The sequence below is a fragment of the Aliisedimentitalea sp. MJ-SS2 genome (assembly GCF_032586155.1).
GTDB lineage: Bacteria > Pseudomonadota > Alphaproteobacteria > Rhodobacterales > Rhodobacteraceae > JAWHTC01.
On record NZ_JAWHTC010000002.1, the window covers coordinates 1214574 to 1237252 of the forward strand.

A 22679-nucleotide genomic window follows, 5' to 3' on the forward strand; every position below is an offset into this window, starting at 1 on the left:
CTGCAGGGTCAGGTCAGTGCGACCTCGTCCAAAATGCTGCCAAGCGTGGTTATGATCATGTCCACGTCGTCAGCCTCGATGGTCAGCGGCGGGCGGATTTTCAGGATGTTGTCCTTGGGGCCTTCGCTGCCGATCAGGATGCGGTGATCGCGCATGCGGTTCTTGACGTAGGAGCAGATTTCCGTGGCTTCCGAGCCGTCCGGGCGGGTCAGTTCAAGACCAAGGAACAGGCCCATACCACGCACGTCGCCGACGCAGGGGTGTGTGTCCTGCAAGGTTTTCAGACCGGCGATCAGGCGGGTGCCCATGCGCTGGGCGTTTTCCTGCAATCCTTCGTCATCGACGATGTCGAGCACCTCTTTCCCGATCCGACAGGAGAGGGTTGAGCCACCGAAGGTCGAGAAGAACTCGATCCCATTGTCGAAGCTTTCGGCGATTTCTTTGGTTGTAACCACCACGCCCAGCGGATGGCCGTTGCCGATGGGTTTGCCCATGACCACGATGTCGGGCACAGCGCCCTGATGTTCGAAGCCGAAGTAATGCTCGCCCAATCGGCCGAGGCCGGTTTGCACCTCATCGGCGATGCAGACTCCACCGGCTGTGCGGATCTTGTCATAGACAGCAGGTAGGTAACCCTTGGGCGGAATGATCTGACCACCGACCGACGGGAAGGTTTCGGCGATGAACCCGGAAAGGCCGTGGCCCTTGGCCTTTAGTGCGGCGATCGCGGGGTCGACCAGATCGGCGAATTTCTGTGCCCGGTCGGGAACGTCCCTGCGGAAGCTGCCGCGATAGTCATCGGCCACTTCGACCAGTTCGACCCAGTCGGTCTGACCCATGCCGCCGGGCTTGGCGAATTTGTAGGCCGAGATGGCTATCGCCCCGGTGGTGTTGCCGTGATAGCCGTGATCGGGCGTTACGATACCCTTCGCCCCCGTATGGGCACGGGCAAGGCGCAGGGCCAATTCGTTGGCTTCGGTCCCGGAATTTACAAAGAAACAGACCTCGAACTGGTCGGGCAATTTCGACAGGATCTTGTCGGCGAAAGCGGTTTGCGCCGGGTGCAGGTAGCGGGTGTTGGAGTTCATCCGCTTGAGCTGATCCGCGGCAACCGCCTGTATCCGGGGATGGGCGTGGCCGACATGGGGAACGTTGTTATAGGCGTCCAGATATGGTCGGCCCCATTCGTCGAACAGGTGGTGTTTCCAACCGCGCATCAGCATGACGGGATCGTCATAGGTCAGCGTCAGGTTGCCGCCGAAATGGGCGCGGCGTTTGTCCAGGATCGTGGATTTATCTGTTGGGGCGTAGTGGGTTTTTTCGTCCGGCAGATTCAAAAGCGCCGCCGGGTTCGGGCATATCGCACGCCAGAGGTACATTTCGTCCGGGTCGCCGACGCCGGGCCAGTCGGCCTCGATCCCTTCTGTGGTGAGAGCCAGCTGGAAATGCACATGCGGGGCCCAGCCGCCATTCATCGTTGGATCACCGAGACGGCAGAACTCTTCGCCTCTTTCGACTAGATCTCCGGGGTTGAGACGGTCGAGAAACTCGGGGTTGAGGTGGCCGTAAAGGGTGTAGAATGGATCGGCTTCGGGCGTTTCGTGGCGCAGAATGATGACGCCGCCATAGTCAAGATGGGCCTCGCGGTACTCGGCAACAACCACGGTTCCACGCAGGGGGGCGAAGAGCGGGCGGCCAGCGGGGGCAAAGGCATCCACGGCAAGGTGCACGGTGCGCCGGTCGCTGGCCTTCCACGGGCCTTTGCGGAAGGCGGGCGCGGTATAGATCAGACGGGGTTCGTGGTAGAAGCCGAGCCATGTTTGGCCGTTGTCCTCGAATTCCTCGCCGACATGTGCTGCCTCTTCGACGGGCATGTCGAACGGGTTCTGCGGCCAGGTGGAGTTTTCGACTGACAGCGAGCCCATAGGCGCGTCGGACAGGTCTTCGCCCATCAAGGCGGCGAAATTTCCGCGCTCGGAGTCGAGCCATTCCAATACCCGGTCGGCCCCTTCAACGGCGGGCAGGTCGCAGGCGGCGCGCAGGCGGGCGGCGAGAAGAACCGGGTGCAGGTCGTAGGATTCGAGGAACCGCCAGGCCGGGGCCTGCGAAATGGTCACGTAGGGATCATCGGGGTTGTCGGCGGCCATCAAAGTGGAGTTCACCACGCTGACCGCGAGTCTCGTTCGCAAGAGCGGCCAGAGCAGGTCGATCTCTTGTGCAGTCAGGGGGTAGGTTGCGTGATAACCGCTGACCAAGGCCGCAAGAGCGGACTCGGGATTAGGATGGTCCAGCACGACATAGGCAGCGGCGATGGAGAGGTCGCAGATACGCGGGGCGGTGCACATGTCGCCAAAGTCGATCAGGCCAGAGATTTCCGGCGAGCCGAGGGGGCCGGCGACAAGGATGTTGTAGTCATTGGCGTCGTTGTGAATTGCCTGATTCGGCAGGGTGTCGAGGGCGGGTTTGATCGCCTCGAAATCGGCGTGGATCGTTTGCAACAGAGCCTGGCGGTCAGGAGAGTCGATGCAGTCGAGTTCGGTCCCGATCCAACCGGCGCGCATCAGGTCCCATTTGAAATCACGTTCCAATTGGGGATGGGAGAACCCCTGTAATGCCTTGTCGGTGCGGCCCAGGACCTTCCCCAACTCGTGAATTAGGGCATCGGATTTGGGGGCCGAGAGGGCATAGCATTTTCCAGGCAGGCGTTCGATCATCCAGACCAGGCGTTCGGCGCCGTCTTCATCGGCAAGGTGCAGGAACTTGGCGCCCAAGCTTGCCGGTATGATGCGGGGACTGGGCAGGTCGGGGTCGGCGTGGTGGAGATGCTCCATCGCCGCGATCTGCATTTCGACCAGCCAGTCTTCGCAACCGGGGCGCATTGCCTTGACGACATAGCTCGCGCTGCCCCCGGTTTCGGCCAGAAAGTTGAGGTCATATTCGCCATCGAGGCGGCGCAGGTTCGCGCCGATGCCCCAATGCGCCTTTAGAATCTGTGCCCAATGATCCATTGCGGCTCTCTCCTGATGACCCTGCCGCGGTGTTGTTTCGCAAATGCGCGGGCACTGCAAGGGCATGTGAATTGACTCAGGTCATGGCGCGGCACCGATCCCGCGACATAGTCGGGCGGGTATACTGCTCTCGCGTGGCCCGGGGCGGGGTTCGTCGTCTTGCGGGTGTGGCGGGTGTGGTTTCTGGTCGTCCGGTTGTTGGACCGGATGGAACACGAACGAGGGTTTGAGATGAAGTACAAACGGAAATTCAAACTGAATCCGCACGATATCGATCTGATCGAAAACTGCCTGTCCAAGGAATTGCATCACCGCTCGGAGGTGTTTCTTCAATCCGAGAAACAGCACGACACGGATGCGATGGATGCGGCGAAATCCGGGATTTCCGAGATCACCGAGCTGCTGGCAAAGCTGCATGATCAGAAGAATTGGTACGGGCATGATCCGAAGAACCGCCCGGTGCCGATGGGTTAGTGCCAGTTGCTGACTTGACGAGGGTCAAGAAGCGCAGCGCAGGACGCTGCACAGTAGCGCAATTGTTTTGCGAGACGTCTGATTTGAGGGCCACGCGATGAACCAGGAAAGTCCCACTGTTAAACTGAGTATCGACGGCAAAGAGGTCACGGCCATCCATGGGCAGTCCATTTACGATGCCGCCGCTAATTTGGGGATTTCGGTTCCGAACCTGTGTCATGACCCGCGGATGAAGCCAACTGGCGAGTGCGGCATGTGTTCGGTCGAGATCCAGGGGCGCGAAGGGACGGTGACGGCCTGTGATACACCGGTAGCAAAGGGGATGGTGGTGCACACGCAGACCGAGGCACTTGCCGACAAGCGCAAGGGAATCCTCAATCGCTACCTGGCCGATCACAATGCCTATTGCCAGCCGCCCTGCACCGATGCCTGTCCGGCAGGGATTGATATTGCCGGGTATATCGACCTGATCCTGAAACGCGACTATGCGGGCTCGACCGCGCTGATCAAGGAAATGCTGCCCCTGCCGGGTGTACTGGGGCGGGTCTGTCCGCGCCCCTGCGAAGATCCGTGTCGGCGTAAACAGATTGATGGCGAGGCGGTGGCGATCTGTTCGCTGAAACGCTTTGCCGCCGACAAGGCCGCTGAAAGCGGGTTGCCGACCCAGCCCGAGCCGAAACCGGCCACCGGTAAGAGGGTGGCCGTGGTCGGGGCCGGGCCGACGGGTTTGTCGGCGGCCTATTACCTGGCGCTGGCCGGGCATCAGGTTGTTCTGCTCGAGGCGCAAGAGCAGGCCGGGGGCATGTTGCGTTATGGCATTCCGCCCTATCGGTTGCCCAATGCGGTGCTGGATCAGGAGATCGACGATATTCTGTCGCTGGGGGTTGAGCTGCGCACCGGGCAAGTGATGGGGCGAGACTATCAGATCGAGAGCCTTCGCAGTGACGGGTTTGACGCGGTGTACCTGTCAATCGGCGCGCAATCCGGCAAATCGGCGGGGATTTCCGGACAAGAAGCCCAAGGCGTGATGCCTGCGATTGATTTCCTGGCGGATGTGAACCGGGGCAAGCGTGTTGATCTCGGTGACAAGGTCATCGTCATCGGTGGCGGCTTCACGGCAGCGGATGCGGTGCGCACGGCGCGGCGTGTCGGGTCCACGCAGGTGGCGATGCATTATCGGCGGACCCGCAATGAAATGACGGCCGCCGACCATGAAATCCACGATTGCGATGTTGAGGGGATCAAGCTCGAGTTCCTGACCGCGCCGGTGGCGGTGCAGTCCGAGAATGGCAAGGTGACCGGGTTGACCTCGCAGCGGATGGAGTTGGGCGAGCCGGATGATAGCGGGCGCAGGCGTCCGGTGCCGATTGCCGGGTGCGAGTATTTCACCCCGGCAGACACGATCCTTCTGGCCATTGGGCAGGACGTGGATGCGGACGGGTTGAACGAGGACGCTTTGGGTCTGCATGATCGCTGGGGTACGATCGACGTGGACGAGGCGACGATGAAAACCAATCTTGAAGGCGTGTTCTCGGGCGGGGATTGCGTGACCGGCGCGGCCACCGTGGTCGAAGGGGTCGGAGCGGGCCGCATGGGGGCCTTTGCAATCGACGCCTACCTAAGCGGGGCGGATGACTCGACGATTGCCGCCACGATCCAGCGCCACAGGCCCAAGTTCTTTGATATCGGAGCCAAGGCGGCCTCGGATGCAGGTCTGCATGACATGCCGGTGCTGGAGCCCGAGGGACGGTTGGCGGCCTTTGCCACCTCGCAGGGCGGCACGGATGTCGACAATGACCCGGCCTTTGACGAGGTCGAAACCGGGTTCAGCGAAAAGGACGCGCTGGCCGAGGCGGAGCGCTGTTTGATGTGTGTGTGCAACGCCGCGGGAGTCTGCAACCTGCAGCGACTGTCGATCGAGTTCGAGGCCGGGACCAAACAGTATCTTGGCAAGGAGGCGTGGACATGAACAAGCAAGTCGATCTGCGTGACGGGGACCCTGTTGACCCGGGTGTGGCCACGCCGCTCGTTTCATGGCCGTTCTTTCAGCTTGAGTTCGAGAAATGCATCAAGTGCCTGCAATGCGTCCGCATCTGTGACGAGGTCCAGCACCGGGCAGTCTATACCGTGGACGCCTCAGGATACCCGGCGTTGGTGAGTGGGACCAATGATTTCCGTGACACCCAGTGCAACAATTGTGGGCAATGTGTCGGGGCCTGCCCGACCGGCGCGCTGAAGGACCTGTCGGATACGGGGCGACTGCCCAAGAACCTGCGTGAAAAGACGACGACGACCTGCTGTTATTGCGGGGTGGGTTGCGCAATCGAGATCGAGACCGAGAACGGCGAGATGGTGGCGGTGAACCCGTCCTTCGTGTCCGAGGCCAATACCGGCAATCTCTGCGTCAAGGGGCGGTTCGGGATGGACTACCTGCATCACGCGGACCGGCTGACCACGCCGCTAATCCGCCGGAATGGCAAGGACAGCCCACTGGAACCGGCGAGTTGGGCTGAGGCGATCGAATTCACCGCACGGCGGCTGAATGAGGTGAAGGCCGAACACGGGGCACAATCGCTTGCCGGGCTCACCTCGGCGCGGGCGACGAATGAAGAGAACTTCGTTTTCCAGAAAATGATCCGCTGCGCCTTTGGCACCAACAATATCGACCATTGCGCCCGGCTCTGTCACATGGCCTCGGCGGTGGCGTTCAAAAAGGCGGTGGGCTCGAGTGCGCCCTCGGCCTCGACGCCGGATGTTGGATTGGCAAGCGCGTTCATCGTCTGTGGATCGAACACCACCGTCACCCACCCGGTGATCTCCGGCCAGGTGATGAAGGCGAAATACGAGAACGGGGCAAAGGTCGTGGTGATCGACCCGCGCCGGATCGAAATGGTGGATCATGCCGATGTCTGGCTGCGCGCGCGCGGCGGTACCAACGTCGCCGTGTTGAACGGGCTGGCGCACATCATTGTCAGGGAAGGGCTGACCAATCCTGAATTCATCGCCGCGCGAACCGAAGGCTGGGACGATTATGTCAGGACGTTGGACAAGTATACGCCTGCGTATGTCGAAGAGGTGTCGGGCGTGCCGGCGGATCGGCTGCAGGAAGCTGCACTGATCTATGCCAATGCAGATCGCGGCATGACACTTTGGGGCATGGGCATCACCCAGCACCTGACCGGCGTTGACGGCGCGCTTGCCATGGCGAACCTGTCGCTAATGACAGGGCATTTGGGGAAACCCGGTACCGGGTTCATTCCGCTGCGTGGTCAATCCAACGTGCAAGGTTGCTCGGATATGCAAGGGCAGCACAACAACCTGCCCGGTTATCACGACATCAAGAACCCGGAGCACCGCGCCAAGTTTGAGGCCGCCTGGGGCGTGCCGATGCCAGAAGACGAGTTCCACTCGGTCGTGCGGATGGAGCTTGGTGCGCTGAGCGGTGACATCAAGGCGATGTACGTCATGGGCGAGAACCCGATGGGATCTAGCCCGGATATTGCCGAGGTCGAAGAAGGCTTCCGCAAGCTCGATTTCCTGGTGGTGCAGGACCTGTTCCTGTCGGAAACCGCCGCATTGGCTGATGTGGTTTTCCCGGCGGCAAGTTTTGCCGAGAAAGATGGGACATTTACCAATACCGAGCGTCGGGTGCAGCTATTGCGCAAGGCGATGGAGCCGCCGGGCGAGGCGCGGCCAGATTGGCAGATCATCTGTGACGTTGCGACGGCGATGGGTTATGTAATGTCCTATGACAGCACGGCCGAGATCATGGAAGAGATCGCCTCGTTGGTACCGTCCTATGCGGGCATCCGACACGAGAGGCTGGAAGGCAACGGACTGCAGTGGCCGTGTTTTGACACCGATCATCCAGGCACGCGCTATCTTTACGAAGTGGATTTCCCGACACCCTCGGGCCGGGCAGTATTCAATGTGGTGCATCAGGACGAGACCAGCGACGATATCACCGATGACCAGTATCCGCTGAACCTCAATACCGGGCGTCTGCTGGAGCATTACCACACCGGCACGCAGTCGCGGCGGTCGCGCGGGCTGGATCACATGCATCCGGAAGGTCAGGTGGAGGTGCATCCCGAAGATGCGCGGCGTCTGGGCCTTGAAAGCGGCTGCATGGGTCGGATTGCGACCAAGCACGGATCAGTCGAGGTCAAGGTAGTGGTCACCGACCGCACGCAGGAGGGGGCAATCTTCTATCCGTTCCACTTTGCCGAGGCCCCGGCGAACCGTTTGACTGGCTCGAAGATGGATCAGGCGTCCGACACGCCCGCGTTTAAGCGGACTGCGGCGCGGATTGATCGGGTCAACTGAGCCGGGCTGACAGGCCGGACAACGCGGCCACCTACCTGTCCTTTGGCCACGTGCTGTAGGCCGGTGGCCGTTGGTTGGCTCCGACAGGCATGGTTGCACTGTCCGACTGGAACGGGATCGAGGCCCCGGCGAAACAGGCTTCGAAGCATGGTGCGGATGCTAATCCGGAGCGAAAAGGCCGGAGAGAGACATGGACAGGCCGTACCGAAAGCCGGCCGAGTGAAGAATCAAAGGCTGATTGGTCAAGGACGGGCGTTTGCCAGCTCTGGCGATGAGCATTTCGCACAAACATAGATCAGGTGAGCAGAGGACCCTCTTTTATAGCGCCGAGCACATAGCCTGCCCCAAGGCTGGCATAGAGATCGCCGGTGTCCCATGAGGTGTCCAGCCCGGTAAGATTTTCCATCGGATCACCGGGGACTGCCATTGCAAAGGGGACATGCAGGTGATCGCTCAGATGCAGGCCCGGCAACACCGCCAGCGGGCTGGGCTCAACCGACATCAGCATTTTTTCCGTCGGGCGCGGCGCCGCCAGGTCCGACAGGCCCAGCGGGCTGCCCATTTTCTTGGTGAACTGGATCCGACCCACGATGACATAGACCTGCGCCCGAACAAATCCCGCCACATCACCGAAGGACGAGAACCGTGCAAACTGGATACCGTTGAGATCGCCATCACGCATCCCTTCGGTTATTTCGCCGGAATACCACCCCTTGTCATCCTGCAGACCCATCGGGGTGACAAAGACAAGGCGGAAATCTCGATAGGTCAGCGTGGCCTGAAGGCGCTCGCCTCCGGTCTGACCGTCAAAGGCCTGCCATGCGGACTGGTCATTGGTGCGCCAGACATCCACATCGAAATGCAAGGGCTGATCCGAGATTTCCGTGACCCAGCGAAAGTCGTAGTTCGGGACATAGCCACACGGCGCCGCCGCGCTGCCCGAGCTGCGCACACAGCCGCCTCCGTTGATCTGCGTCGCGGTCTGGGTGTTGACCTGGGATGTGTTCTTGATCTGACTCAAGCGCAGCAATTCGGAGCTGCTGCCGGTGCCCGGTTCCAAGAAACTGTTGCTTAGAAATCCTGCATAGGCCCGTGAAAAACTGGTCGCCGTAATCGTGCCCGGCAATGTCGTCGACAATTCGCCGTCGATCAGCGGCCAGGCGTGATAGTTGATGCAACCATTTTCCACCGGGCTCAGCGGGAAATAGGTCAGGATGCGCACCAATTCCGGCGCTGGAAACCCATCAAGCGCCAGCACATGACCCAGATAATCGACCATGCCCTGCGCTACGAGATCATCAAGATAGTCTCCCACGGGCCGAGCCCTCCAATGTGGCTTTGATTGAAACCAAGGCGGCCGGCCCCCCGTGCGTGGGGACCGGCCATAGGCACGGGAGGGAGTTTTCGGCGCTTCCAGAACAATGAACCACCACTTGACTTATGAACGCCCGCCCTCTCGCGTACCATCTGGCAATTGCCGTTCAGTCGAGCGGATTTTCCAGCACCGCGCCATGCACGACGAGGTTGTTGGCGTCGCCTGCCGGGTTGATGTCGACCTCCATCGCGTAGCTCTTGTCGGACGAGCCGGACGAAGACTTGGTGTAGGAGGTGTTGACCGACCCGATCGGAATGAAGCCAAACAGGCTGACTGACGCATGGGTTTCGGTGTGGAAGTACTTCTGGAACGACGCATAGTCATCCTCGGCAAAGAACATCTTGCCCTTGGGCATGGTCGACACCAGAAGCCCGCGCAGCGATTGCAACCCACCGGCCTTGAGCACCGCCTTGTGATCGGCGGACTGCTGGGCAAAGAACGGGCCGGTATCGTCGCTGTCGTGGCCATAGGCCTGTTTGAGCAGCTGCGACATGTACCAGCCGATGGTGTTGTTCGCCGTCAGGTTCGAGGGCGAGGCCGTCAGGTAGCAGACATTGTCGAACTCGAGCTCGATCTTGGCCTTCGACATCAGGCTCTTGAAATGCTGTTCGCTGTATTGCGAGCTGGTCGCCGCCGAGATGTCCAGGAAGTCGATCGGGAATGACCCGCCGACCTGTCCGTCGATCGAGAAGCTGGACGAACTGGTGGCGACATCGGTCAGCTCAACCGAGATCTTGACGGTCTGACCGTTCTGGAACTTGGCCGGGAAGTTCGGGTCGACATTGTAACCCGGGAACCAGACCTTGTTGTTGTTGCGGTCAAACGCCTGGATGCCGCCGTTGGTCTGGCTGGGGGTTTGATAGTTGGCTTTGATGCCGGTGATCTGACGCCCAAAGGCAACTGCGGCCGAGTTGATGTTCGTCATGATGTCGATGGCGGCCTTGGCCTGGTTGTAATCGGCGGCGAACTTGGCCCAGTTCAACGACTGCTTGAAGGCGTCAGTGAACTGTGCCGTCACATAGTCGATCTTCGAATGGACCCCGGCGGCGGTCATTTCGGCCTCGGTGATCGGGGCAAAGGTCTGCTCCCACGTTGTCACCAGGTTGTTGAAAACCACCTGGTTCTGGGTTTTCAGCTTGGTGATTTCGTTTTGATCGGCGGTCGACAGGCCATAGGCCATGTCCTGAACCATCTGCAGGTAGGCATCACCGAACTGGTCGGCGGTCGACCAACTGTCCAACTTGCCCCCGGTACCGGGGATGAATGTGCCGGCAATGACATCATGCGCGCCGTGATCCAGAACGCCCGTAGACAATATCGGACGGGTGAGCATCTCGGGGATTGTGAATTGCTCGGGGGACGGCACGCCCGGGGGCAAGCTGGATTGGAATTGCTTCAAGACGGCAGCCTTAGCTGTAGCAAGATCGGTCATTTTCTCTCTCCTAATTGTGTTTTTTTCAATCACTCCTTTGCCGAGGGTCGAAACCCGATCGGCCCCCTGATCGTTGCGCGTATCGCGGTCCGTTTCCTGATCCCGATACGAAATCACGGCGAAACGTGAATGGCGCTGAGAGGACAAATTTCAGGTTGATTTCGGATTGGGATCAGGCGTCGCTTGGGACAGCCCCCCACAGTGAATCTCAAGACAGGCCGCTGAAACGGTCGAAGAAAACGAATTGCCCGGTGCATCCACACCACGAGGGGCGGGAACAGCAGGGCATGGAAAGAGAGATGCGTTCGAACGTGACCAGACTGCGCGACATACGGGTTCATCCCTATTACCGGGAGGTGCCGATCGAGGTGGAACCGGTGTTATCGGGGGCCGTGGGCCAATATCTTGAAGGTCAAGTTCTGAGCCATCAGTTTCACGAACTGGTGCTAGACGAAGACTATGACAGCAACGCCCTGCATGTTGGCGCGACCTATAGCTGTTCCGGAGTGGACCCCGACGGCCGGCGCATTCAGACCCATTGGCTGTATTGCACGGCGACGCAGCCGAAACCGCGTTTCGGCATCACCCGCAACTGGAGCCAGACGGGCGGTGTCGCGCCGCTTGTCACCGATGCTCAAAACCCGCTGATCCGGTTGGAGAAACTGACCGACCTGACGGTTATCCGCACCTCGCCGCCTCCATGGCTCGGTGTGTCGCAGGTCCAGATCGGGATGCGTGGGTGGCTGGTCATGACATCGCTGACCGCACCGTTTGCGATGGGCATCCTGATCGACGATCCGACGCTACCGCCGACGATTTCCGAAGGAACGGACAATATCGCGATCTCGGCCAAATGCCCGCGCACCCTGCAATCCATCGGCTTCGACACGCTTAGCTGTGTCGAGGCCGGAAACCCCGCTTTGTTCCTTGAAAGGGTATCGTGATGCCCGCACTGTATTTAAACGCGAAGGACTGCTACCATCGCGAGTGTGGGGGAACGGGTCCATCCCTGTGGGTGGCAAACAACGATGAATGCAACAGGCATTTCGGCAACGTCCATTTTGGCGGTGCGCGGGACCGGTGCGGCATTCGGACAGGTGATGGGCCGGAAACTGTGGTCGGAACTTGGGAGGCGGCGATTTCCGTGGATAAGGACGCAGCACCGGATCGCATTCGGCTGGGTGACGCGATCTATCATGTAGCAACTGATCGGCTGATCGGGGCCGCCGGTGATGAAATTCTTCTCAGGTGGCAATCAGCGCAGGTGCTGCGGTATCTGGCTGCGAGGCTGGGAAGGTTGGTGCCACGCGACGATCTGATTGCCGAGATTTGGCCTGATGTGTCGGTCACGGATGACAGCCTGACCCAGTGCATTGCAGATATTCGCCGGGGGTTGGGCGACCATGACCACGTTCTGCTCAAGACCCTGCGCAAGCGGGGCTACATCCTGAATGGACAGGCCATTCATGTGCCACCTGCTGTACCCGCTGTCCCTGACCCAAAGGCCATGGCCGAAGCCCCGGCATCGTTTCAGCCGGCCACGCATTCGGAAACGGCTCCGGAGGCACCAGTCGCAGCCGGTGCCGAGAGTGCCGTCGGCGCCCGGCTTGATCCACGCGATGTGTTGCCGACGCTTGCGGTTATGCCGCTGCGTCGCTTGCCCCAGGGTGACAATGACCCGCTTGGCATCTTTGCCGCCGATGAAATCTCCGGCGCACTTGGCCGGGCCGAGGACGTTAATATCATCTCGCGCCTGAGCACCGGCAACTTGCGAGGCCGAGATGGCGATCTGCGCGACATGGGCCGGACGCTGAATGCCGATTTCGTGTTGTCCGGGTATCTGGCCAATGACGGCACCAACGCAATCATGTCGGTCGAACTGGCCGAGACTGAAAACCGGTTCGTTCTGTGGTCGGACCGGATGAAGCTCAGGGTCGGGACCCTTCTGGAGCAGACCGACTGGGTCGAGCGGATTGTGCATCACATCCACAACGCGATCATGGTGAACGAGATCCGCCGGGTGCGGTCGCGGCCGGTTGAAAACCTGAAACTGTTCAGTGTTCTGCACGGGGCGATCGGGCTGATGCACCGCTTTTCACCAAAAGAGTTCAACGCTGCCCGGGACTATCTGGAGTTTGTTGCTAGCCGCGCGCCAAACAGCCCGGCACCATTGGCTTGGCTGGGGCGCTGGCACGTGTTGCGCACGGTGCAGGGCTGGACCGAAGATCCGGGTCGCGAGGCGCGTGATGCGCTGAGTTTCACCTCGCGGGCTCTGGATCTGGACCCTGACAACAGCCTTGCTCTGGTCTGTGAAGGGCAGGTTCTGGCGCATCTGGCGCATCGGCTGGATGAGGCGGAAGAACGTTATGAAACTGCATTGATTTCGAACCCCAATGATGCGCAGGGGCGCGCGTTGCGCGGCATGCTGGCAGCGTTTCGCGATGATGGCGCAAAGGGCACCCGCAATACCGAGCGCGCCCTGCACCTGACGCCGTTGGATCCGCACCGGTATTTCTATCTCGTGTTGGCGGCGGCGGCGAACCTGTCTGCGGGCGATTATTCACGCGCGGTGACGTTGGCCAAGGAATCGCTGCGGCTGAACCGGACTCACGTGTCGACCCTGCGTACGCTGGCCGCGGCGCAGGCAGGTGCAGGCGATGGCGAGAGCGCGCGCAAGACGGCAGGCGAATTGATGCGGCTGCAACCCGAGTTGCGGGTCAGCAAATGGCTGAAATCGACGCCCAGCGCGGATTACGAGGTCGGTCGGCGCTTTGCCGATTTGCTGCGGAGCGCAGGGGTACCCGACTAGCACTAAACATTTATCAAGGAGACGCGACATGACCACCAATCCAGAGAGTGCGTTCAGCGCATTCAGTGCCTTTAGTGCGTTCAGCGCTTTCAGTGCTTTTTCCAGCCAAAGTGCCTTTTCTGCCTTCGGCGCGCCGGGCGGCGGAGAAAATCCGATGTTGGCTGACGCCTTCATGACCAATCGCGATGGCATAGTTGGCGCGCGACTGGACCAGATCGGCAATGTGCAGCCAGGCGTGCGCAATGATCCCCGCACCCTGAAACGTCTGTCACCCGCGGTGCGCGCGGCAATCTATCAGGCCGAGCTTGGGCCAAGTGTCGATGTCAGCTTCGAACAAGAAGGTGATACACCCACCGCAACCCTGTGGCGCCGCAGCGAGGTCAAGGGCAGCAATCGCCGGGTCGACTACGACTCGTTGGTTGCGATGACCGGCCCGACCATCGAACAGCTGACTTGCCAGCTGGATCTGGTCGCGGGTTACGCCCAGATTCGCCCGGACCGTGCCGCCGAGGTTCTGACCCAGGTGGCTGCCCCGGCACCATTCTTCTCGACCATCGGCTTCATCGACCCGGGCCGCACGCCTTATACGCTCGAGTTTCTTTTCACCGCCCTGGGGTTCGGCTCGGCCCTGATCCAGCGGATGAAATTCGCCCTGTCGGTGAAACGCCCGATTGAGTTTTCGCCGCAGATACAGCCGATGATCCCGACACCAACGCATGGATCCCTGCCCAGCGGTCACGCGACCGAGGCCTTTCTGATGGCGCGGTTGATCTGGAAGTTGATGCTGCATTCCAACGCGCCGCAATACAGTGACAAGGCCTATTGGGGCGAAATGCTGATGCGGCTGGCATCGCGCATTGCCACAAACCGCACCGTGGCCGGGGTGCATTTCCCGATCGACAGCGCGGCCGGCGCCGTTCTGGGCTGTACCATGGCCGAGCATGTCTACAATCAGTGCTGTGGCGGCGATTGGTGGTCGTCTGATTTCAACGGGCCGAATTTCGACGAAAATGACGATTTCGATTGGCACAAGATTTACGACGCCAAGGACGACCGGATGAAGAAAAAGGCGGCATCGCGCCACGGTGTCTGGGCCAGCGCCAAAAAGCATGACCCCTCGGGGGAGGCGTTTTCGCCGGTTTTGGCCTGGCTGTGGGAAAAAGCGCTGGACGAATGGCAGGACCATGAGCCCTGCAACGAAACCGCGTGATCGGTGGTCATGATGCTGAGCTGGCGGAACACCCCCGACGTAAACGTGCTGGACCCGGTGACGGATTTCCGTCTGTCGATGCCGGACAGCCATTTCCCATCTGACCCCGTTGAAACCTGGTGGTCCGTTTTGATCGAAATCGAAAACACTTCGATTGATAAGTTCGAAGCGGCGCTCTCGGAACATGCAAGCGATCTTTTGATACCGGTGGCCTATGATGCCACCGACCGGGCAAAGGTGCGGCTTCTGCAACCGGTCACGATCTTTGCCCGCAAGGCGCTGATCGACGTGTTGAACCAGATCGAAAACCCTTATGGCGTTGTGTCGCTCCGGCTTGGGGCCGTCACGCCTGAGCGGTTCCTGGATCATGACGCTACATCGTCGTCAATGAAACGGGTCACGGTTTCGGACGATGCGGTGGTCATGGCGGTAATCGATGATGGTATCGCCATTGCCCATGATCTGCTGCGCAAGGATCGAACGGAAACCCGGGTTGAACACGCCACGATATTCGAGGCTGATCCGCGCAAGATCGATTCTCACTGCAGTATCGGGCGGGCGCTGAACCGCGAGGACATCAACGGCATTTTGCGTGACTGCACCCATAACGGGTTGCTTAATGAAGAGAGCTTTTATGCCCAATCCGGGCAGGTCGATTTGAAAGCACAGGTTGTGTCCACCGTGGCGCAACGAGTGTCGCACGGCACCCATGTCGCCGCGATTGCGGCAAGCCAGCCGATGCAGCATGCCGACGATAAGCGTCCGGTGATCTGCGCCGTGCTGCCTTCACGCGTCGTCGAAGATACCACTGGACTGGACCTGTTGCCGATCCTTTACCTGGCCTTTCACATCCTGTCGAAACAGGCTGGACGGTTCCACATCCACAACAAGGGACCTGCACCGGTTGTATTCAATTTCTCATTCGGCAACACCGGTGGGCCGCATGATGGTACAGGGCTTTTTGCCGGGATGTTCGATCACTTTTTCGGGGTGGATTCGGACATGGCCAAGCGGGGGCAAAAGGCGTGGATCACCCTGCCAGTCGGCAACAGCAACCTTGGGCGGATGCATGCAGAGGCCAGTGACGGGACCGCCGACATGGCGCTCGATCTGATGGTTCAGCCCGACGATCATACCCCCAGCAACATTCAGGTCTGGCTGCCCACCAGCGCTGAGGATAATCAGCCCGACTTTGCAACCGTACACGTCACTGTACCGGGCAGCGGCCAGCGCGGTGCGATCCAAACCCAGCCGGGCCAGAGCGTTTCGCTGACCAATGACGCGGGCGAGGAAATTGCCCGGCTGGCCTATCAATACATTGGTGGTCGCACCAAGCGCGGCCTTGTCACCCTGACGCTTAGCCCCACCGCCGACCTGGACCGGGATCCGGTTCTGGCGCCTGCAGGTCTGTGGCAGTTGGAGATTGTCCGCAATGACGGGGCCCCGGATGGCGTTATTCATGCCTGGGTGCGCCGGGACGAAACCCTGCCGGGGTCGCGCTCAGGCGGGCGGCAGGCCTACTTTGATGATCTGGGTTATGTGCGGTTTGACCGATTCGGCGCGCCACTGGCCACTGACCCACCGGCCAGTGATTGTCCGGTGCGCAGGGCGGGCACTTTGAGCGGGTTCGCCTGCGGCCCCGAGCCGATTGTCGTGGCGGGCTATAGTGAACGCGAGGCGGAGCTATCCGGCTATTCCTCGGCCGGGCCGCTCAACCCGCGTGGGGAAGCGCCTGGCCTGGATCGCGAAGGTCCCGATCTGGCGGCGAAATCCGATGACAGCTACCTTCTGCGCGGGGTCTTCAGCGCCGGATCGCGCAGCGGTTCCTGGGTGCGATTGTCCGGCACCAGCGTAGCGTCGCCTCGAGTCGCCCGGGCAGCAGCAGATGGCATCCACGATGGTTCGGGCGATGGCCGCGGTTGGAGCCACGCGGCGGCCAAACGCCACCCGTTCGATCTTGATCCAGACACCGAGCGCAGCCGCGCCGGTGCGGGCGGCATCACAATACCAATTTGGTCGGAGAGGTGATCGTCTCTCGCCGGGATCAACGGTGTTAAGCTGTTTCTATGAGCCTTACGTGACGCGCAAGGGTGCAAACGTTCGGATTGGTCATCTGACCGTTCTTGATGAGATCTGAAAAGTGGTGCCGGTGATACGGATTGAACTACCTTTCACCTTGCACCGAAGGGAACATTCTTTCTTTTATAAACAATACATTAAGGAATATTTTTGTCTTACCGTGTTCCATTTTTACATCGTGATATCCCAGATCTAAGGGTGGATATTTGGGTGGGCAGAGAAATGCGTGCATTGAACAAACCCTCAGCGGCACAGGTGAAGAACGCACCTCCGGGAAAACACTCGGATGGCGGAGGATTGTGGCTGCACAAGCGACCGGATGGCGGTGCCCAGTGGTTCCTTCGTGTGACCGTGCATGGCCGGCGCCGAGAGATGGGGCTCGGCGGCTTGCTATTTGTCTCGTTGAAGGAGGCACGAGAGGAAGCCGAGAAATGGCGGGCCGTGGCCAGAAAGGGCAAAGACCCTATCAAGGAGCTTGAGCGTCAAAGGCGGTTGGCGGCTCGTGACGATCACACACTTGAGGTGGTGGCTCACGAGGCTTTCGAGGCTCGCAAGGCGGAGCTGAATGGTGACGGCAAAGCAGGCCGCTGGTTCTCGCCACTGGAGCTGCATGTCCTGCCAAAGATCGACCATGTACCTATCGAGGAGATCGATCAACAGGATATCAAGAATACCCTTGCCCCGATCTGGCATACAAAGGCGGACACGGCACGCAAGGCTATGAACCGGGTTGGCATCGTCATGCGCCACGCCGCCGCGATGGGCCTGGATGTGGATATCCAAGCCACTGACTAGGCCAATGCCCTCCTCGGGAAGTCGCGCCACAAGCCGAAGCATATGCTGGCTATGGATTGGCGAGACGTACCAGGCTTCTACGCTAGCCTTGATGAGGGAACGGTCACTCACTTGGCTCTGCGCCTTTTAATCCTTACCGCAACGCGCTCGAGCGAGATAAGGTTCTGCCGCCTTGATGAGATCGAGGGTGATACCTGGATTGTTCCCGGCGAACGTATGAAGGCGGGAAAAGAGCATCGCATTCCCTTATCGCTGGAAGCGCAGGCAATTGTCGACCAAGCGAAGCCATTCGCGCGTGATGGCTTCCTGTTTCCAAGCGTCCGCAAGGGCGTCATCTCCGACGCCACAATGGCCCGCCTGATGGAACGCCGAGGCCTTAAGGCACGGCGACACGGCTTCAGGTCCAGTTTCCGGACCTGGTGTGCTGAGGCGACGGACACGCCACGTGAGGTCGCGGAGACGGCGCTCGCCCATGTGGTCGGAGGTGCCGTCGAACGCGCTTACCGGCGAACGGACTATTTGGAACAACGGCGGGAATTGATGGAGCGGTGGGCGCAGCGCGTTGTGGAAGGACTTACGGAAAGTGAATGAGGAAAAATCCACCAAGTTGGCAAAGTATATCAAACGGCAGTTCGACGAACTAACGCCGGCGGCCAAAAACAAAGTCTGGATGTTTTGGCCTGGGGATCGACTTGTAAAGGCGGCGAGAAATTTGGGCAGCGGTGCGTCGTTTCTTGAAGCCCTCTGGTTAGCCGAAGGCAGGCTTACAAAAAAGGAAAGACTTTACGCAGTTAGTGCGAGGGATTTTGAAAAATTGTACGTCCTCGCACAAAACAACCCCGAAGCCTATGACCTCTTAGCCGAGATTTGCTCCTCGACACTCTGTGCGGGTTCCGATCTGTCAAAAAATCAAAGAGCTGTTGCCGGGGCAATTTTGCAAGGGGTTATGAAACGCCCAAAACGTTCCTATGCCGGACAGACCTTGTTTGAAGAAGGCCTATTGACGGATACTGTAGCTAAAACTGCGGCACTTGTTGTCGTCATCATCGCTGTGAATACAGCGTGGTTAGGATTTGGGTCGCTTTTCTCGCGACTATTGAGCCGTCTCCGCACTGGACGTATGGCCAATATCGGTTTCGCGATCATGCTCATTGTCTCAGTCGGATTAGCGCTATCTGACCTTTGATTTCCAAGAGCGGACTTTGGATGAACGGCGGCAAAGTCCCTGCGGTTTAAACTGAACATATCGGAACTTATCAGCGGGACGGAGACCTAAGCAGCTATTTCCATGTTTTGGGTTTATGAGCAGAACCGGTTCCTAGGCGTTATTCCTGCAAGTGGCGACGAACAGCTCATTTGAGCTTGGGACGCACTCCAAAACCAAACTCAAACTGCAAAATGTCTTGGAAATACCAATCCGAGATAGTCCAACACCTGATGGGCGGCCCTTTCGCGGGTAAATTTGGCCGGATACATCAACATGTTCAACCAGAGCCCATCGAACATACCTTCCATGGTTAGCGCGATTTGCTCCGCATCCGCCTTGGCGTATCCGCCGTCAGCAATGATGCTCTCGATCAGTTCTGCGCATAACTCCTGACGCTCCATGTCAATTTGGGATGATATCGACCGATAAGTCTTCCGATAACCGGCCTCACCAAAAAAGGCGAACCAGACCGCCAGTTTCCTTCGGCTGCAGATGCGAGGGTGGAACTGCGCCGACACGATGAAGCGTAGTTTGTCAGCATTCGAGAGGTTATGGCGCTGCACATCACGAAGCCACATGTCACGATGCTCAGCGGCCAGGTGTTTCAGTGTTTCGGACAGCAGCGCATCCTTGCTTTTGAAGTGGAAGTTGGCAAGCCCAACGGAGAGTCCCGCCTCCTTGGCTATGGCGGCCAGTGTGGTGCCAGAAATTCCCTGGTCGGCAATGCAATTGATTGTTGCTCCAATCAGCTGGTTGCGCCGAACCTCTGGTGGGGCCGTGCGCGCCTTTATCGGAGTTTTTCTTGGGGTCATCCATTTATCCATTGAATATTCATTCAATCAATAAGTTGATACAAGGCACCGGTCAATTATAGAGTTTGATCAAAATCCCGATTCGACCTTGAAAAGAGAAAACTGATGAATAAGAAACTTCCTTCACACGCGCAGACTGTAATCATCGGGGGCGGGTCCATCGGTTGCAACACTGCCTATCACCTGACCAAATCTGGCATGTCGGATGTCGTTATTCTGGAGCGGGATCAACTGACTTCAGGCACCACATGGCATGCGGCGGGGTTGATCGTGGCGGGGCTGCTTCCGTCCGAGGCGGAATGCGAAATCTACACTCACGGGCGTAACCTCTACGCTAATCTGGAAAAGGAAACCGGGGTACCGACCGGGTTTCGCGATGTCGGGTATCTGCAGATCGCCAGCAACGAGGAACGCGTGCACGAGATGCGCCGGCTTGCACCCTTCATGCGCCGGCACGGGATCAACATTTATGAGATTTCACCTCAGGAAACCGCCGACCTGTTTCCTATTGGAGATCTCAGCGACGTTCTGGCGGGCTTCTACATCCCGGAAGATGGCCGCGCCAACCCGGTTGATGTGACCATGTCCCTGGCAAAGGGCGCCAAGATGGGCGGGGCAAAGATTATCGAAGGCATCACGGTCAGCGAGATCATGGCAAAGAACGGCACGGCTACCGGGGTCCGTACCGCAGATGGGCAGACCATCACCGCCGAGAATGTAGTGATTTGCGGCGGCATGTGGTCCCGTCAATTGGGGGCAAAGGCCGGTATCAATCTGCCGCTTCAGGCAGCAGAACACTATTACCTGATCACCGAAAATATCGAGGGTTTGAGCCGCGATCTGCCCGTTTTGGAAGATCCGTCGACTTACACCTACTTCCGCGAGGAAGTGGGCGGGCTGATGCTTGGCCTGTTCGAACCGGGTGCGGCGCCGTGGAAGCTAGACGGCATTCCTGACAACTTTGCGTTCGGTGAGATTGAACCCGATTGGGATCGGGTCGGTCCGCACCTGGAAAAGGCGTATTCACGGGTCCCGGATGCGCTGAATGTCGGTGTGCGAAAACTGTTCTGTGGGCCAGAAAGCTTTACTCCTGACCTTGCTCCGCTGGTTGGGGAAACCCCTGAGCTGCGCAACTGTTTCGTGGCTTGTGGGATGAACTCGCTTGGCATTCTGAACGGGGCGGGCACGGGCAAGGTGCTGGCAGAATGGATTGTCAGCGGCCACCCGCAGATCGATGTCACCGGCATCAACGTCAACCGTTTCACACGTCACGAAGCAACGCGAGCCTTCCGACGGGATCGCGGACCTGAGTTGTTGGGCAAGATGTTCGGCCAGCATTACCACAATGAAGGCTATCAAACCGCGCGCGACCTGAAACGCTCAGTCTTGCATGAGCGGCTGGCCGCCAATGGGGCCTACTTCACCGAAGGCCACGGTTGGGAAATGCCCGATTGGTTTGCGCCCACGTCCGCAGAGGCAAATATCGAGGAGTACAGCTGGTTCCGCCAGAACTGGTTCGACTGGCATGCCGAAGAGCACCGGGCTGCGCGCGAGGACGTTATAATAATGGACATGTCCGCCATGTCCAAGTTCCAGGTCGAAGGCCCCGATGCACTGGCGTTGATGAGCCGTCTTTCTTGCAACGAAGTCGATGTCGAACCGGGGCGGCTGGTCTATACCGCCTGGGTGAATGCAAATGGCGGGTTCGAGGCAGACCTTACCGTTACCCGATTGACCTATGACAGATTCATGGTCGTTGTCGGTGAAAACAGCCACGGCCATACAATGATGCGAATGAAGCGCCACATCGGTGAAGGTGAAACGGTTGTAATCACCGACCTCACCCCCGCGATCACCCAGATTAACATCCACGGCCCCAAGGCGCGGGTGCTGATGGAAAAAGTGACCTCGGTCGATATGTCCAACGACGCATTCCCCTTCATGACTTGGGCCGACATCGATGTCGGTTACTGGGTCGTTCGGGCCTTCCGTGTGACCTTCGTGGGCGAGCTGGGCTGGGAGCTTCAGGTACCGTCCTATGCTGCGGTGCAGGTCTATGATCTGTTGAAAGAGGCCGGCAAAGAGTTCGGTCTACGCGATGCAGGCATGCAAACCCTGAACTCATTGCGGCTGGAAAAAGCTTATCGCGATTTCGGGCTGGACGTGGACAACACCGACAACCCGATCGAGGCCGGGCTAGGCTTTGCCGTCAAGCTCGACAAGCCCGGCGGGTTCATCGGCCGCGATGCTCTGGCCGCGATCAAGGCGCGGGGCGTGCCGAAAACCCGCATGCTACAATTCCTGCTAAAGGACCCGGAACCATTACTCTACGGCAATGAATGCATCTATCTGAACGGTGGCGAGGTCGGCCATCTGCAGGTGGGTGGCTACGGCCACAGCCTGGGCGGGGCTGTGGGCATCGGCTTTGCCGAACTTGACGAGCCACTTACCGCCACAATCGTCGAGGACGGTAAATGGGAGATCGAGATCGCCGGTGAACTCTTTGCCGCCACTGCTTCGCTGAAACCCCTGTTCGATCCGGGCATGGAGAAAGTGAAATCTTGAAGCGGGCTTGGCGTTCCAAAAAAAAGTGCCCAATTTGCCGAAGTTATGGCATGGCGACCTGGGGAAACAGGCAGGTTTTGGTGCACATCCAATCCGCCTTCAGAGCTCTTCAACTCCGTCGGAACGAGAGTGGCCGTGGGCTAAGGGTTCAGACGCCCTCAATGGGGTCAAACCGCGCACATTAATAGGGGATTAGTAGGGAAATTCATCAAAAGTGCTCCCGCGTTGTCCAAAGTCGATGCCAAGAATAACATAATTACTATAGTGGATGTCCGTCGTCAGGGATATTGGGACAGGTGGCTGCCTGAGCTAAGAGAGGGTCTGGCTCATCTGGTTGGTTTGATTATGCGGCGGATTTGCGGTGAAGCAAGCGTCGCGTTTCGATGGTCTTCTGTTTGATCCTTTCTCGTTGTTTCAGGATGGCCTGGCCGCGCCCGAAGTAGACGTCGGCGGGTGTGAGGTTTTGCAGGCTCTCGTGGTAGCGCCGATGGTTGTAGTGCTCGACGAAGGCGTCGATCTGCTGCCTGAGGTCGCCCGGCAGGTAGTAGTTCTCCAGCAAGATGCGGTTTTTCAGGGTCTGGTGCCAT

At 59.2% G+C, this 22679-nt stretch carries 16 protein-coding genes; 11 read left to right on the forward strand and 5 right to left on the reverse strand.

The annotated features are described in order from the left end of the window. Positions 1-8: 8 nt before the first annotated feature. Positions 9-3053 carry an aminotransferase class III-fold pyridoxal phosphate-dependent enzyme gene (locus RXV86_RS12465; RefSeq protein WP_316300276.1) on the reverse strand — a complete coding sequence of 1015 codons (3045 nt, stop codon included), beginning with the start codon at positions 3051-3053 and terminating at the stop codon, positions 9-11. Between the two features lie 186 nt (positions 3054-3239). Here RXV86_RS12465 and RXV86_RS12470 point away from each other — a divergent pair, with 186 nt between their 5' ends. The 3 genes from RXV86_RS12470 (at position 3240) to fdhF (ending at position 7808) form a co-directional block, all read left to right on the forward strand. Beyond that, the gene (locus RXV86_RS12470) at positions 3240-3482 is read left to right on the forward strand and encodes a hypothetical protein (RefSeq protein ID WP_316300154.1); all 243 of its coding nucleotides are present in this window, start codon (positions 3240-3242) and stop codon (positions 3480-3482) included. A 97-nt stretch (positions 3483-3579) separates the two neighbouring features. Further along, a complete protein-coding gene (locus tag RXV86_RS12475) occupies positions 3580-5451 on the forward strand; it encodes an FAD-dependent oxidoreductase (protein WP_316300156.1) in 1872 nt (623 codons plus the stop codon). Continuing rightward, positions 5448-7808, forward strand: a complete 2361-nt coding sequence (gene fdhF / locus RXV86_RS12480; RefSeq protein WP_316300158.1) for a formate dehydrogenase subunit alpha — start codon at positions 5448-5450, stop codon at positions 7806-7808. The genes RXV86_RS12475 and fdhF overlap by 4 nt, the downstream gene beginning before the upstream one ends. Before the next feature lie 295 nt (positions 7809-8103). Here the strand turns inward: fdhF and RXV86_RS12485 are convergent, their stop codons facing one another. After that, entirely contained in the window at positions 8104-9123 is a 1020-nt protein-coding gene (locus RXV86_RS12485; protein ID WP_316300160.1) for a hypothetical protein, read from the reverse strand. A gap of 166 nt (positions 9124-9289) precedes the next feature. Next, positions 9290-10615, reverse strand: a complete 1326-nt coding sequence (locus RXV86_RS12490; protein ID WP_316300162.1) for a hypothetical protein — start codon at positions 10613-10615, stop codon at positions 9290-9292. A gap of 311 nt (positions 10616-10926) precedes the next feature. On the opposite strand from RXV86_RS12490, the gene RXV86_RS12495 reads away from it, so the two are divergent. The 7 genes from RXV86_RS12495 to RXV86_RS12525 all read left to right on the forward strand — a co-directional run bounded on the left by RXV86_RS12495 (position 10927) and on the right by RXV86_RS12525 (position 18694). After that, positions 10927-11559, forward strand: a complete 633-nt coding sequence (locus RXV86_RS12495) for a hypothetical protein (RefSeq protein WP_316300165.1) — start codon at positions 10927-10929, stop codon at positions 11557-11559. Between the two features lie 71 nt (positions 11560-11630). Further along, positions 11631-13424, forward strand: coding sequence for a winged helix-turn-helix domain-containing protein (locus tag RXV86_RS12500; protein WP_316300167.1), 1794 nt, complete (start codon positions 11631-11633; stop codon positions 13422-13424). Positions 13425-13452: 28 nt separating this feature from the next. Beyond that, the gene (locus RXV86_RS12505; RefSeq protein ID WP_316300170.1) at positions 13453-14634 is read left to right on the forward strand and encodes a phosphatase PAP2 family protein; all 1182 of its coding nucleotides are present in this window, start codon (positions 13453-13455) and stop codon (positions 14632-14634) included. 9 nt (positions 14635-14643) lie between these two features. Next, positions 14644-16662 carry a S8 family serine peptidase gene (locus RXV86_RS12510; protein ID WP_316300172.1) on the forward strand — a complete coding sequence of 673 codons (2019 nt, stop codon included), beginning with the start codon at positions 14644-14646 and terminating at the stop codon, positions 16660-16662. 273 nt (positions 16663-16935) lie between these two features. After that, complete coding sequence (locus RXV86_RS12515) at positions 16936-17508, forward strand: Arm DNA-binding domain-containing protein (protein WP_316300174.1); 573 nt, start codon at positions 16936-16938, stop codon at positions 17506-17508. A gap of 42 nt (positions 17509-17550) precedes the next feature. Next, positions 17551-18099: a site-specific integrase gene (locus tag RXV86_RS12520; RefSeq protein WP_316300176.1), complete on the forward strand. Its 549-nt coding sequence runs from the start codon at positions 17551-17553 to the stop codon at positions 18097-18099. Beyond that, positions 18092-18694 (forward strand): hypothetical protein, encoded by a 603-nt coding sequence (locus RXV86_RS12525; protein WP_316300180.1) that lies wholly within the window; start codon positions 18092-18094, stop codon positions 18692-18694. Before RXV86_RS12520 ends, RXV86_RS12525 begins: the two co-directional genes overlap by 8 nt. A gap of 200 nt (positions 18695-18894) precedes the next feature. Here RXV86_RS12525 and RXV86_RS12530 read toward each other — a convergent pair whose 3' ends face one another. Beyond that, entirely contained in the window at positions 18895-19539 is a 645-nt protein-coding gene (locus RXV86_RS12530) for a TetR family transcriptional regulator C-terminal domain-containing protein (protein ID WP_316300182.1), read from the reverse strand. A 93-nt stretch (positions 19540-19632) separates the two neighbouring features. Between RXV86_RS12530 and RXV86_RS12535 the strand changes: the two genes are divergently transcribed. Then, the gene (locus RXV86_RS12535) at positions 19633-22092 is read left to right on the forward strand and encodes an FAD-dependent oxidoreductase (protein ID WP_316300184.1); all 2460 of its coding nucleotides are present in this window, start codon (positions 19633-19635) and stop codon (positions 22090-22092) included. A gap of 343 nt (positions 22093-22435) precedes the next feature. Here RXV86_RS12535 and RXV86_RS12540 read toward each other — a convergent pair. After that, positions 22436-22679 (reverse strand): integrase core domain-containing protein (locus RXV86_RS12540; RefSeq protein WP_316300186.1); only part of this gene is annotated, 244 nt, incomplete at its 5' end.

Coding starts and splice junctions, on each gene's coding strand:
- fdhF (WP_316300158.1), top strand. CDS start 5,448: ATGAACAAGCAAGTCGATCTGCGTGACGGGGACCCTGTTGACCCGGGT.
- RXV86_RS12535 (WP_316300184.1), top strand. CDS start 19,633: ATGAATAAGAAACTTCCTTCACACGCGCAGACTGTAATCATCGGGGGC.
- RXV86_RS12505 (WP_316300170.1), top strand. CDS start 13,453: ATGACCACCAATCCAGAGAGTGCGTTCAGCGCATTCAGTGCCTTTAGT.
- RXV86_RS12530 (WP_316300182.1), bottom strand. CDS start 19,539: ATGGATAAATGGATGACCCCAAGAAAAACTCCGATAAAGGCGCGCACG.
- RXV86_RS12475 (WP_316300156.1), top strand. CDS start 3,580: ATGAACCAGGAAAGTCCCACTGTTAAACTGAGTATCGACGGCAAAGAG.
- RXV86_RS12470 (WP_316300154.1), top strand. CDS start 3,240: ATGAAGTACAAACGGAAATTCAAACTGAATCCGCACGATATCGATCTG.
- RXV86_RS12490 (WP_316300162.1), bottom strand. CDS start 10,615: ATGACCGATCTTGCTACAGCTAAGGCTGCCGTCTTGAAGCAATTCCAA.
- RXV86_RS12520 (WP_316300176.1), top strand. CDS start 17,551: ATGCTGGCTATGGATTGGCGAGACGTACCAGGCTTCTACGCTAGCCTT.
- RXV86_RS12515 (WP_316300174.1), top strand. CDS start 16,936: ATGCGTGCATTGAACAAACCCTCAGCGGCACAGGTGAAGAACGCACCT.
- RXV86_RS12510 (WP_316300172.1), top strand. CDS start 14,644: ATGATGCTGAGCTGGCGGAACACCCCCGACGTAAACGTGCTGGACCCG.